This window comes from Nocardia sp. CA-107356 (assembly GCF_050946365.1).
In the GTDB taxonomy this organism is placed as follows: Bacteria; Actinomycetota; Actinomycetes; order Mycobacteriales; family Mycobacteriaceae; genus Nocardia.
The window spans coordinates 5,844,097-5,857,227 of the sequence record NZ_CP191992.1 but is presented as its reverse complement, the minus strand read 5'-3'; the positions used below and the strand labels follow the sequence as shown (position 1 = coordinate 5,857,227).

Annotated in this window: 9 protein-coding genes and 1 pseudogene; 7 read left to right on the top strand and 3 right to left on the bottom strand. The window is 61.5% G+C overall.

All coding sequences use genetic code 11. The features are described 5' to 3' along the window. The first annotated feature begins 8 nt into the window (after positions 1-8). The 4 genes from ACQP1G_RS26460 to ACQP1G_RS26445 are packed head-to-tail and all read left to right on the top strand — an operon-like array spanning position 9 to position 4,277. Positions 9-1,304, top strand: a complete 1,296-nt coding sequence (locus ACQP1G_RS26460) for an MFS transporter (protein WP_433192258.1) — start codon at positions 9-11, stop codon at positions 1,302-1,304. After that, positions 1,297-2,037, top strand: a complete 741-nt coding sequence (locus ACQP1G_RS26455) for a carboxymuconolactone decarboxylase family protein (RefSeq protein ID WP_433192257.1) — start codon at positions 1,297-1,299, stop codon at positions 2,035-2,037. The genes ACQP1G_RS26460 and ACQP1G_RS26455 overlap by 8 nt, the downstream gene beginning before the upstream one ends. Further along, positions 2,030-3,268, top strand: coding sequence for a CoA transferase (locus ACQP1G_RS26450; protein ID WP_433192256.1), 1,239 nt, complete (start codon positions 2,030-2,032; stop codon positions 3,266-3,268). Before ACQP1G_RS26455 ends, ACQP1G_RS26450 begins: the two co-directional genes overlap by 8 nt. Further along, complete coding sequence (locus ACQP1G_RS26445) at positions 3,252-4,277, top strand: MaoC family dehydratase (RefSeq protein WP_433192255.1); 1,026 nt, start codon at positions 3,252-3,254, stop codon at positions 4,275-4,277. The genes ACQP1G_RS26450 and ACQP1G_RS26445 overlap by 17 nt, the downstream gene beginning before the upstream one ends. A gap of 359 nt (positions 4,278-4,636) precedes the next feature. Here ACQP1G_RS26445 and ACQP1G_RS26440 read toward each other — a convergent pair. From ACQP1G_RS26440 to ACQP1G_RS26430, 3 genes and pseudogenes are all read right to left on the bottom strand, one after another. Continuing rightward, a pseudogene (locus tag ACQP1G_RS26440) lies at positions 4,637-4,802 on the bottom strand (IS256 family transposase); the annotation flags it as partial. Between the two features lie 34 nt (positions 4,803-4,836). Beyond that, on the bottom strand, positions 4,837-5,625 hold the full coding sequence (locus ACQP1G_RS26435; protein WP_433192254.1) for a 3-hydroxyacyl-CoA dehydrogenase family protein: 789 nt from the start codon (positions 5,623-5,625) through the stop codon (positions 4,837-4,839). Continuing rightward, positions 5,622-6,494 carry a 3-hydroxyacyl-CoA dehydrogenase family protein gene (locus ACQP1G_RS26430; RefSeq protein WP_433208839.1) on the bottom strand — a complete coding sequence of 291 codons (873 nt, stop codon included), beginning with the start codon at positions 6,492-6,494 and terminating at the stop codon, positions 5,622-5,624. Before ACQP1G_RS26430 ends, ACQP1G_RS26435 begins: the two co-directional genes overlap by 4 nt. A gap of 723 nt (positions 6,495-7,217) precedes the next feature. Here ACQP1G_RS26430 and ACQP1G_RS26425 point away from each other — a divergent pair. The 3 genes from ACQP1G_RS26425 (at position 7,218) to ACQP1G_RS26415 (ending at position 12,513) form a co-directional block, all read left to right on the top strand. Continuing rightward, the gene (locus ACQP1G_RS26425) at positions 7,218-7,916 is read left to right on the top strand and encodes a hypothetical protein (RefSeq protein ID WP_433208836.1); all 699 of its coding nucleotides are present in this window, start codon (positions 7,218-7,220) and stop codon (positions 7,914-7,916) included. Between the two features lie 402 nt (positions 7,917-8,318). Continuing rightward, entirely contained in the window at positions 8,319-8,867 is a 549-nt protein-coding gene (locus tag ACQP1G_RS26420; protein ID WP_433192253.1) for a hypothetical protein, read from the top strand. Between the two features lie 1,030 nt (positions 8,868-9,897). Continuing rightward, a complete protein-coding gene (locus tag ACQP1G_RS26415; RefSeq protein WP_433192252.1) occupies positions 9,898-12,513 on the top strand; it encodes a helix-turn-helix transcriptional regulator in 2,616 nt (871 codons plus the stop codon). Positions 12,514-13,131: the final 618 nt, after the last annotated feature.

Below are 13,131 nucleotides of genomic sequence, written 5' to 3'. Positions count from 1 at the left end.
AGACACCGATGTCTGATACATCAACCAAATCCCGACGGGTGGCGCTGGCCAGCCTGGTAGGGACCACGATCGAATACTATGACTTCTTTATATATGGAACGGCGGCGGCGCTGGTGTTCAGCACCGTGTTCTTTCCCTCAGTGGACCCTTTGACCGGCACCATATTGTCACTGTCGACTTTCGCGGTTGCCTTTATCGCGCGACCGATCGGCGCCATCGTGATAGGTCATCACGGTGACCGGATCGGGCGCAAATCGATGCTCGTGTTCACACTCATGTCGATGGGCGGAACAACACTGCTGATCGGTCTCGTCCCGTCCCACGCCACCATCGGTGTCGCCGCGCCGATCCTGCTGGTCGTGCTGCGCTTCATCCAGGGCTTCGCACTCGGCGGAGAGTACGGCGGCGCCGTCCTCATGGCTACCGAGCATGCCGAGGAGGCCAAGCATGGATCACGCGCTAGCCTCGTCCAGCTCGGTGCACCCCTCGGCCTTATCCTCGCGAACATAGTCTTCTTCGTCCTTGCTCCACTGTCGCCTCATGCTTTCGAAACCTGGGGCTGGCGCGTCCCGTTCATTCTCAGCATCGTCCTTGTCGCCTTCGGTGTGGCCATTCGAATGAAGATCGAGGAGTCGCCGTCGTTCAAGCACGTAGTGGAGTCCGGGGCGGTCGCCGAAATGCCGGTGGTCGAGGTCTTCCGCACGAATACCCTGCGTGTACTGCTGGTGGCGTTGACCAGCGTCTCGGTCGGTGTCACGTTCTACATCGGCACGGTGTACAGCCTCACGTATGGCACAAAGCAGCAGGGCCACTCACGCAACACCATGCTCGCCATCGTCATCGTCGCGATGCTCGCCGTCATCATCGGCGTCCTGCTCTTCGGCAAGCTCGTGGACAAGGTCGGCGCCCGTAAGGTCTTCGTCTACGGGTCCGTCGGCATGATCGCCGCAGCCCCTGTCTTCATCGCAACGCTGCAGACCGGCAACATCGCGTTGACCGTCATCGGATATCTCATCCTGTTCATTCCCTACAGCGCGGCGTGGTCGGCTTTGAGCAGCATGCTCGCGGCGTGCTTCGATACCCGGATCCGATACTCGGGCCTGTCGATCGGGTTCACCCTCGGCCAGATTCTCGGTAGCGCTTTCGCGCCGATCGTCGCCACCGAATTGCTCTCTCGCACAGGGTCGTTGTGGTCGGTCGCCGCGTATGTCGTCATCGCGACCGCGCTGTCAGCGGTCACGGCGACACTGATCCGTGAACGCCGGCTCGCGCCGACGCCGACCCAGGATCTGGTCGGTGCCTGATTCCGAAGCGCCGTCGATCGCTCCGCTCGGCGAACTCGCCGAGCAGAGCCTTCTTCGGCGCGATCCCCGATATCTGACCGCACTCCGCGCCCTGGACGCAGTCGCTTGGGCCAACCCGTCCCTGACCCTCGCTGAGAAACACCTCATCTGCCTTGCTGCAACGGCTGCGGTGACCGATTTGGATGCGCAGCGTATTCGTCTGCACATCACACGCGCATTGGAAGCCGGCGCCACCGAACCTCAAGTCGTCGAAGTCATCGAACTCACCAGTGCGCTCGGGGTGCACGCATGCACCGAGGGACTGCCCGCACTTCTCGACGCCATCGAACCGCTCGACGGCTCGCCGCTGTCGGCGCGGCAGCAGCAGCTTCAGGCGGCCTTCATGGACAAACGCGGCTACTGGAGCGCCGTGTGGGACGGGCTGCTGCGCCTCGACGAAGCCTACTTCGAGGCGTATCTCAACTTCTCCGCGCATCCGTGGGCAGCTGACCATCTGAGCCCCGCAATGAAGGAACTCGTGTATGTGGCGTTCGATGCGACAGCATCGCACCTCTACCGTCCCGGAATCGACATACACGTGCGAAATGCCCTGAAACTCGGTGCCACGCCGCAACAGGTAGCAAATGTCTTCACCCTGCTGAGCACCCTCGGTGCGCGCACGGCATCCATCGCGATGGAGATCCTCGACGATATCCATCGCACCCGAACGGGACCGGAGGCCGCCGATGTCTGAAGCCCAGGCGCACACCCATCGCCCGCTTGCGGGGTTGAGGGTCATCGAGTTGTCGAGTTTCGTCGCCGCTCCGCTCGGCGGAATGACACTCGCTCAACTCGGAGCCGAAGTCATCCGCGTCGACCCGATAGGCGGAGGCCCGGACCGAGATCGCTGGCCGCGCACCGCCGCTGGACAAAGTCTTTACTGGTCCGGCCTCAACAAAGGTAAGAAGTCCCTCACCATTGACATGAAGTCCGAACCCGGCCGGGAGATCATCCGAAATCTGCTACGCAGTGGCGGGCGGTCATCCGGGATCCTGCTCACGAACGCGGTAGGCCGCTCGTGGCTCGGCTACGAACAGTTCCGCGCACTCCGTGAGGACGCGATCATCGTTCGCGTCGAGGGAAACTGGAAGGGGCAGGCCGCAGTCGATTACACAGTCAATGCCGCTGTAGGGTTCCCCACTGTCACCGGGCCGGATGGGTTCGCAATTCCGATCAATCACGTGCTCCCCGCCTGGGACGTGACCTGCGGAATATACTCGGCACTGGCCATAACGACCGCCGTCCTGAACCGGCAAACAACAGGCCGGGGGGCGCATATTCGGATCGCGCTCGAAGATGTCGCACTCGCCACAGCGGGGAACCTGGGCCTATTGAGCGAAGCCCAGATCAACGAGACGAGCCGCCCCAGAATCGGCAACCATCTCTACGGTGGATTCGGACGCGATTTCACCACCCTCGACGGTCACAAGTTGATGATCGTCGCACTCACCGAACGCCATTGGGCCGACCTGCTCGACGTAACGGGACAGGAGCACGTTGTGACCGCACTCGAGAAGTCGCTGGGCATCGATTTCACGAGGGAGGACGACAGGTATGCATACCGTGAGGTGCTGGCCGGACTTTTCCAGGTGTGGTTCGAAAGCCAGAGCACACAGGAAATAGAGGCGGCGTTGCGGCCGACCTCATTGTTGTGGGCGAGGTACCGCTCGTTCGACGAAGTCGTTGATCCCGCGTCAACGGATGTGTGGGACAACCCCATGATGTCGATGCTGACGCAGCCCGGAATCCCGACGCATCTAGCACCGGGGTCCCCTATCCGCTTCGACGACGTGCCCCGAACGGCCGAACCGGCACCGGAACTCGGTGCCCACAATCGAGAAATACTCACCACTCTCATGGGGTTCGGCGAACGTGAACTCGGTGAACTCGAACGCAAAGGTGTAATCGGTGACACCTCTCGCTGACAACTCCGCACTCTCCGACAAGTTCACGTTCGCGGACGGCCCGACCTTCGACGATCTCCGGATCGGCGACACGTCGCACCCGACAATCGGAATGACGATCACCGACGGAACCGCATCGCACCACCAGGCCATAGTCGGCGACCGTCTCCGGCTCGCGCTCGACGAGGAGCTCGCTATGCGCGTGACGGGCGGCCCACGAATAGCCCACCCGGCGCTGGTCTGGGATGTCTCGATCGGCCAGTCGACCCTTTTCACTCAGAAGGTCAAGGCAAACCTGTTCTACCGAGGTCTGTCGTTTCACCTGGTTCCACGGATCGGGGACACCCTGAAGACCACCACAACTGTGGTCGGGCTGCATTCGAACTCTCCGAAGCCGGATCGCGCACCAACTGGTATGGCGCTACTTCGAATCGACACTGTCGACCAAAAAGATCGGCTCGTCTTGTCGTACTACCGGTGCGCGATGCTCCCACGTGGAAGTGAAACCGCCAGAAATGAAGGCGCGCGGGACGTATCACCTGCATACACGCGCGTCAATCTTGAGCCGTACAAACGATGGCGTATCGGACGATCGGACATAGTCGCGCCCCGGCGGCTGGCCGGATTGGCGCCCGGATCGGTCCTTGATGTTCGGGCAGGCGACGTCGTCACGAGCGCACCGGAGCTCGCGCGGCTCACTCTCAACGTTGCCGCTGTGCATCACGATGAAAGGGCAGGCGGCGGACGCCGCCTGGTGTACGGCGGCCATACCGTGGGAATAGTGCTGTCCCAGGCGACGCGTGCACTACCCGACATTGCGACTGTCCTCTCCTGGGAGCGTTGCGACCATATCGCACCCGTATATGAAGGCGACACCGTCACAAGCGATCACGAGATTCGCTCACGCCAATCGCAGGACGGATGGCTCGTGACAAGCATCCGCTCGCGCGGGTTCGCAATGCGATCGGGCACGTCAACGGAAGTCTTGAACTGGGAATGGACGGCCTTACTTCCAGCACCGGCGAAATAGCACGCGAGCCGTACCAAGGGCCTCGATCCGATGACAACACCACCTGTGGTCGTCGTGCGCGAGACAGCACTAATCGTCGGCATGCTTCCTCAACAGTTTTCCTCACAGCCCCACCGAGGGCCGTGGCGAAAGGGCATCGAATCTTCTCCAAAGTGTTGGTTGCCAATTCGGCCGGTCGCCGCTCCGCCGCATCGGGCCAGGAGTGGTCCCGGGGTGGTTCGACGGATGTCAATGGACCGATCAGATACACCCGAACCCGTAAACGACGGCGACGGCCCCCGACCTCGAAAGGTCGGGGGCCGTTGCTGTTTCAGGCGGACGATTCCCGCCGCACGGGAGCCTGGCCCCTTGGTGAGCTATGTCCGTAACCGCACACTGGCGAAGGTCGACTCGATCGGTTGGTCTTGCGGAAATGGATCCAGTGCTCGGCCGGGTACTGGTAGACCTCGAGCAGCACGTCCGCGTCGTCGACGATTTTCGCGACAGCTCGGGATATTTTGCGCCGTAATCTATTTCGAACGACTTGAATCTCAGGTGGGGCGGGGGATGCCCGAATGACTCACTGTTGCTTCTCAACGAAGAAACCGGCACCTGTCTTGTCGCCGAACTGGCCGGCCGCGACCAAATGGGCGAGCAACGGCGGGGGCGCAATCGCCGGGTCATGGAGTGCGTCGAACATCGCTTCAGAGGTGGCAAGTTGATCGTCCAGTCCGGTGCTGTCGAGTACTGCCAACGGCCCGCGCCGATGTCCCAGACCCAGAGTGACAACGCGGTCTATATCGGCAGCGGAGGCGAGCCCGTCATCGAGTGCTTGAACGACCTGATGGAAGAACGGAAGGACGAGTCGCCGGGTCAGCCGTCCGGGGCGGTCCCGCACATCCAGGGGAGTCCATCCCAGGCTGGTGGCCAACATGCGCGCCTTCGCGACATATGCCTCGTCGCTGCGTGAGCCCGCCGCGATCTCGGCAAGATTCCCGTGCGGTGTCGCGGGCATGACGTGAACTCCTACCAGTCGTTCGGGTTGGGGGAGTGCGGCAGCCAACTCGGTCACAGTGAACGCCGATGTAGTGGTGACCAGCAGAGCATCCGCACGGCCGGTCAATCGGGTGAGGACGTCGATCTTCACGGAGCGCACCTCGGGCACAGCCTCCACCAGCACATCGAATCCGGCCGGATCCGTGATGGATTCGACGGCCGACGCACGCTCGGAGTGCGGCAGGCTTCGAACCAGAGAACAGGCGCAATCGTGATCCAGATCGGCCACGATCACAGTGATCCCGGCCGCCGTACACGCTGCGGCGAAGTACGAGCCGACCGTTCCCGCACCGACTATGCCCACGGTGGTCATTCAAAACCTTCTACGCCGTAACGGTAGAAACCGCGCCCTGCCTTACGCCCGAGTTCGCCAGCGGCAACCATGCGTTCGATCAGTGGTGGCGGTGCGAACCGCGGATTGCGCAACTGCCGATACAGGCTGAGCGACACTGCGCGGTGCACATCCAGTCCGACGATGTCCAGCAGCCGGAATACTCCCATCGGGAAGCCGGCGCCGGTAGTGACCGCCAAATCGAGTTCCTCGACGGTTCCCCATCCCGCTTCCAGCGCCCGAACGCAATCGTTTTCGAACGGGACGAGCAAAAAGTTGGTCAACAATCCAGGCGTGTCCTTCAGAACAATAGGTTCCTTGCCCAGACTGCGAAGGAAGTCCTCTGTGCGCTCGAGGGCCACGGCACTGGTCTGCCAGGCAGGTGCAACCTCGACCAGAGACATCAGCGGCGCGGGATTGCAGTAGTGAGTGCCGACGACGTTGCCGGGTCTCCGCATCCGCCCAGCGATGGCAGTGACCGGTAATGTCGAAGTGTTCGTGTGGAACAGAACATCATTGGCACACACAGCCTCGACAGTCCTCAGCGTATGAGCCTTCAGATCGAGATCTTCTGGGATCGCCTCGATCACTACCGCGGCGTCTCGCATAGCGGCAATCTCCGCAGATGGCTGGACGCGTGCCGATATCGCCAGCCTTTGCTGCGAGTCGAGTTTGCCCCGCCGCACACTCTCGGACAGGTACGCGTCGGCTGCCTGCACCCCGGCCCGAGCTCTCTCCCAGCTGACGTCTGCGAGTAGCACCGAATACCCGGCCCTCGCGACGGTGATGGCGATGCCGACACCCATGGTTCCGGCGCCGAGTACTGCCACTAGAGTCCCTCGAACTACCATATTGACAATGGTAGCAAAAGTCTTACAGTTAGCGTATATGTAACCCCGCCGATCAAAGAGGAGGGACGGGTGACTGCCAGCCAAGCGATTCGGAAGCAATCGCTGCGCGGTGCCAGAGGGCGGATGCGCCATGAGGAGACGGCAGCGAGGAAAGCGGCTCGCGGCTGATTCCCTGGATGACGCGACCATGATCGAATTGCCATCAGGCGCAACGTGAGGCGCGCGAACGCCTGTACAGCGGCGACGTAGTCGGCGAACTCCGCAGACTCGTTATAGCGCGGCGATACTCGCGGTCGACATCGTGAATAACGTTCCGGGCTGAGCTTTTGTACGCGCAGTCGTAGCGCCGGCCGACAATGTTTATATCGTCCGGCGCGCGCATTGCCTGGACCACCGATATCGATACCGCGATGAGATTTGGCACGAACCCTTCACTCGGCCGCTCGAATACAGAGATCGGCGAGACTGGCCTGTTGACGAGCAAGGGCGATCTCGGTTCGGTCTCTGGCGGCGGACATTTCAGTGCCGGCCTTCTACGCCGTAGGTGAGTAATTGCCCGGACTCTGACGCCAAATCGAATTAGCGATGGCCAGCTCATCGCTACCACTTAGTCGGGCACTCTCGACTTCGAACTCCACGGCGACTGCAGCGCGCATGTCGTGCATTCGTCATGGTCGCTTCCCGTGAAAAACCGGAGAAGAACCTGAGAAGAAAGGAACAATGATGAGGAAATTTGTAACGGTAACGGCGGGTCTGGTCACAGCGGTCGGCATTGCCTCAGGACCGGTCGGTGCGCAGCCCGCTCCGGAAGGTGCGGTCGACTTCGCGGCGTACGCCACCGACACCCAGTCCAGCATCACCACCGATGTCGGTTCCATGGTCGTCGAGGAGGGTGTTTTCAAGATCAAGGCGGCCAGTGGCGCCGTGCTCACCGGCATGCCCTTGAAGTTCCGGGTCGACGACTTCGAGTTCCCGATCGCGGCCGACATCGCCGGCCACACCGCGACGCTGACGCCGCAGTTCGACGTGGCGCACGCGGCGTACAAGCCGGTCGCCCTCCCGTTCGAAGACAAGGCGCCGTGGAAGAACGAGTACGACCGTGAGCAGGCGGCCTGGTCCCGCATGACCAGCACCATCACCATGGGCGCCACCATCGGCACCCTGGTCGGCGGCGTCGGCGGCGCGGCGGTCGGCTGCGTGCTCGGCGGCGTCGCCGGTGCGACCGTCTCCGCGGCGGCGATCGTCGGCCTGTTCGGCGCGTTCATCCCGGCCGCGGCCATCGGCTGCCTCGGCGGCATCATCGCGGTAGGCGCACTGGGCGCCGTCGCGGGCCAGCTGCTCGTCGCCGCCCCGGTCGCGATCGGTGCCGCGATCCAGTACTTCACCACCATCAACCAGCCGCCAGTGGCGCCCACGAAGTAGGTAGTTCGGACGACGCCAGTGGCGTTCGGCAGGGCGCACAGACCCCGTCCGGCCCTCGGGTCGGGCGGGGTCATGATTCGCGGCGGCGAAACATCCATCGACGGCGGTACGAACGCTGGGCCCAACGTAGATCTCTCCAACGTAGATCTCTATGGGATATTCGGCGTGGGGGAAACGGTGAGTCACCGCGCTTCGAGCGCGTTTTCCGCTGGTTACTTCGTGAAGCATGTGGGAGATGAGCCGATGCTGTGGCCTGCCGCTACTGCTTGTCAGCACTTCCAATCCTGTCATGCGCGCGTCCATAGGTAGATAGGTCGACAGGCTCTCTGCAAACAAATTCGAAGCCTCCTGATGTGTGGCGCCCCCTTAGAACCTCAAGCTGAAGAGACGAGGAGGTGCGCGATGTATCTGAACGAATATGCATCCGATTCGGCGCAGTCGGGCGGTCGGGCGCCACACGCATGGATGGTGCCGCTATTAGAGCCTGATCAGCTGATTCAGGCGATCTCGGGTCACATGCAAAGCGGCTTTGCTCTTGTCGGCTGGGCGCGAGAGCTCGGCGATCTCCACGCCGAACTGATACCGCACAAGCTCGACCGGGCATCGAGGCCTAGAAATTTCGATTGCGAGAAAGTGCGAGCGGAGATCGATCGAGTTGTGGGCGAGATAGATGCATGGGCAGCGAGCAATGCGCCGCGTATGGAAGGGGCCCGCATGCACACCCACTCGCTCGGCGAGGTCATGAGCCACATTGCCATGGCCTTCGCTGATGCCTGGTGGACGGTATTGCATTCAACGGATGCCGAACTGCGACATCGGGCGTGGTTGCATTTGGGTCAGGCGCGTGAGGGGTATGCGGAAATGGTGATCGAAATGCGAGCGCGACGTCTTCGACTACCTTTGGGTACGAGTGGAATCAGAAGACGCGAAGTCGAACCGCATGCAGATTGAAATGCGCGCTTCCGGACGGTCGAAGACGCACTGAAGAGGAAGACTATAAGGAATATCTGTATATCAGGAGAATGAAATGGACTCCAAGGTCGAAGACGAACTGAAGGGCGGACTTTCAGCGCTGGATAGATCTGGTGGATTTTGCTGCGCATGCCGAAAACGAAGTCGAGAGAGAGAAACCCGCGTTACGAGCGGCGGAGCTGGAGCGGAAATGGAGGTCTGCTGCTGTCGAAAACTGGAATGAAATGCGCAAGCTGAACCTGCGATGGGCTCGCTGACCGAGAGCTTGATCGACAAGACAAGCTGGTTCTACTGCATCTGATGGGCCCGTATTTGGACAGAATCTATTCGCATGTTGAGGTGGCGGCGTTCTTCGCTTCCGCTGTTCGGCAATGGCGCCGAAGCAGTTCACAATGATGTGGACCTCGGCATGAGGGTTGGATGTCGGCCTTTCGATAGGAGTAATTCGACTGTGCTGAAAGAGAATGACAATCGATCGGTAGGCGATGGGAAAAGTATATTGCTCCCGATGTGGACGGGCATTGTCTTCGGAAATGGATCGCCATCGCCGTCGGCACATGCACTGCTTCGTATTGGAGAAAAAGCCGTACACACGAATGACCTCGGAAGATTGGAAAGCCGTGTCCGGTTGGCTCAATCCGCAGAGAGGCTCCCTTACGGGACAAATGGGAGCAGAATAGGTGCTTCACGATCAATACGCCGATGCTCGATCCAAAGGTAGGCGTATCGCGGGAACGGTCGGTAGCATGCAACACGGCATCGGCCAAGGTGGGAGCCCAGCACGTGCGCGGCCGCCAGCTGCGCCGTTCCGTGCTTCTAGCGCCTCCAGATGGGGACCACTCTCCTGCAGCCGGAGGCGCCATCGAGAGGCTGACGTCCAGCGACCGCGAAACGCAGGCGCTCTCCCCGGCCGAATGGAGCCCAAGGCGATTGTGCAGGTGTGGGCTCTATGCATTCTGCGGAAGCATTCGCCGGCGAATGGTGCAGGGGGCGGCTATGCTCTGGTGGTATGTCAGCGCAGCGCCGGGCGCGGACGGGGGATGAATCTGCGGCAACGGATCGTTTCGTTGGCCGGGATCCGGAGTTGGACCACATTATCGAGTTGTTGCTGTCCTCGGCGCGTCTCATCACCCTGATCGGCCCCGGGGGTATCGGGAAAACGCGACTTGCCACCGAGGCCATCCGCCGATTCCGCAAGACGCATCGGGCCCCGGTCTATTGGGTACGGCTGGCACGGCTGGTCAAGGGTGCGGACGCGGACGCGGTCGAGGAGGAAGCCGCCCACGCGGTGGTCGATACCGACTTTTCGGGGCGGTCCGGGTGGGATGCGCTCGTCGACAGGTTGACCGTGACCGACGACGTGGGGCGGCCTCTGCAGTCGGTGCTGGTGATGGATAACTGCGAACACGTGCTCGAAGGCGGCGGTCAGGTGATCGCGGAGTTACTGGAGGCGGTGCCGGGGTTGACGATCCTCGCGACCAGTCGGGAGGCAGTGGGGTGGATAGACGAGCATGTGGAGACGGTTCCCGCATTGTCACAGCAGCAGGCTTTGGATTTGTTTCGTCAACGCGCAGCACTCACTGGTCGACCTATAGTCGACAGAGACGACGCCAGCAAGGCGACCTTGATTTGCCGTCATATGCACAATCATCCGCTGTATATCCGATTGGCGGCGGCGCGGTTGTCACGGCAGCCATTGGCGATAATCATTCGAGAACTCAGTGGTGAGGTGACCGACAAACGACTGCGATGGCAAGGGCCCCGCGTCGGAGCGGAGCCGCGGCATCGCGGGGTCGGTGATGCCATCGCCTGGTCCTATAACCTTTGCCTGGATCAAGAAAAATTGCTTCTCGACCGAATGTCGGTCTTCGCTGCCGGATACGACACCAACCCCGACGACGACACGAATTCTGTTTCGGATATCGGCGTCGACTTGGAAGCCATTGAGGCCGTCTGCGCGGACGCCCCCTCAAATGAGGGGAGTCCGTCGAGCGATGAAGGCTCGTCGGTTGGGCTGCCGACCGAGGATGTCGAAGGCGTGCTCGAGCGCCTGGTCGACCAGTCACTCGTAACTACCCATATCACGCCGAACACGGTGCGGTACTCCCTGTTGGAAAGCGTTCGGGTGTTCGCTGGGCAACGTCTGCACGAACACTCGATCCGCGAGGTCGACGAGTCCGAAATATTTGCGCGGCGTCATCGCCAATACTATCGGGAGAGAATTATTGCGGCGCAGCTCAATAGGTCCAGCCCTGCCGGGCAAGGGTTATTGGAATGGGTTCGCGTATCATGGGACAACCTTGTCACCGCAATCGAGACAAGCCTGACCTCGGGCGAGCCGACAGTCGGCTTGGAAATTTCCTCGAGCTTGATTTTCATGCCGCTGGTCAAAGGCTCGTTCCGAGAAATGCGCCGGTGGACCGAACGCACGCTCCGGGCGACCCGCGGCCTGACCCCACAGCCCACTGATCTGCAGATCAAAGCCATGGCCATGATCGGGTGGCAGGACCTACTTCGGGGCAAGAACAACGACGCCGAACACATGCTCGAAGAATGCGTGATCGCTTCGCTTTCCGACCCGCAGATCCCACACGACTGGCGGGAGCATCCAGAAATCGACATCGGTGTTCCCGCTCCGGTCGAATTCCTATGGGCCGCGGAGCTAGCGATCGCACGCCGCGACCGCAGAGCGCTCACGGCGTTCACCCGCGCCCGCGAAAAATTCCATGCCCTGGGCGACCACGGTGGTGAGGATAGGAGCTCGGATGTGGAGGCTTGGTCCGCGGGGTTCGTGGGATCGGCGGAGCAGGCCCTGCAGATCACCCGACGCCACCTCGATCGCGCTACCGCGTCCGGCGCGAAGTGGGCGAAGGCTTGGGCAGAGATGGCGCGGGCGATCACCCTGACCAAGTACGGTAGTCCGACCGAGGCGTTGGCCCTCGGGCGTAGCGCACTGTTGTACCACCTTCAGGCACACGATCATTGGGGTGAGTTGTGGGCAGTGCATATACGGATGTGGTCGTTGGCGCAAATTGTCAGTGATATGAATGCGGCCGGAAGCGCCGACCGTACTGAGCTCCGTGCATTGGCCACCGAAATCGCTCAACTCGCCGGCGGGGCCGCAACGTTGCGAGCGGCGCTGGGTTTCGACAAGGGTGATCTGGGGCCCTATGCCGATGAAACGCGCAAGGCGATCGATGTCGCCCGTGGGATGCTCAGGCCTGAGGAATTCGCCACCGGGCAGCGACAAGGCTCCCTCTTGCGTTCGGAACTGAGTGAGGTGCAGCAACTGGCGTTGGGCATGCTGTCCGTGGACAGGCTTCCGATGCATCATCCCGCCAGGCGGGACAGTCCCTCACACTGGCACGATCTGTCGTCCGCCGAGCAGCAGGTGGCGACGTTGGCGGCGGCAGGATGGACGAACTCCGCGATCGCTACTCGCAGAGGGAACTCTGGTAAGACCATCGACGCTCAGATGGCATCGATCTTCCGAAAATTGGCGATCACGTCGCGAGGCGACATCATCGAACTCGTTCCGGAAGACCAGATCGATCGTATCCAGGCCGAAGTAGCCAAACAACGACTGGGGACAACCGAGAAGCGGCCTCGACCACGGCCGCGGTGAAGACAACTCGAAGTTGCCTGTTCCCAATGAATGAGACCACTTGATCCCATTGATCGCGGGTTCGTGCCCCGCCCGATGGCATGCAGTTGAGCGGCCCTCGTCGTTCCCGTGACAGGTCGCGAAGGCTCGCATGCGGGCAAGACGACGGGTGGCGGTCACGGTTCGGCGTACCGGAAAATGTTGTGCGTCATCTGTCCCGAACGAAACACCGTGTCGCAGTTGACTCTCGGCATAGTCGTCAAGGCAATGGCGGGCTGAACGTGAGAGCGCCTCGGGCTGCACTGTTCTCGCGAGCCCACGGAGAAGTCGAGCCATCGGCACGAACCGTTACCAACCTGTGTGCCTCGGGCTGCGATGAATGACGGCCGAGGTGCGCCGGACAGACCATTGCGGAACGAATACACGGGTAACTCAATTCTGACCCGATCCGCGATTCATCCCCAACCTCCATGAAACCCCAAATCCCGGATCCACGCCACCAAAAGCGGATTCGCCCGCGATTGCTGCGTGCTCAATGGCGTGGGTCAAGTGCTGTTCGTGGGGGAGCCGGGCGACAGCTGACAGGCAGTGCTGTGCGCACGATTCGACAGCGATGAAGCACTCAGCTTTTAGGCTGCT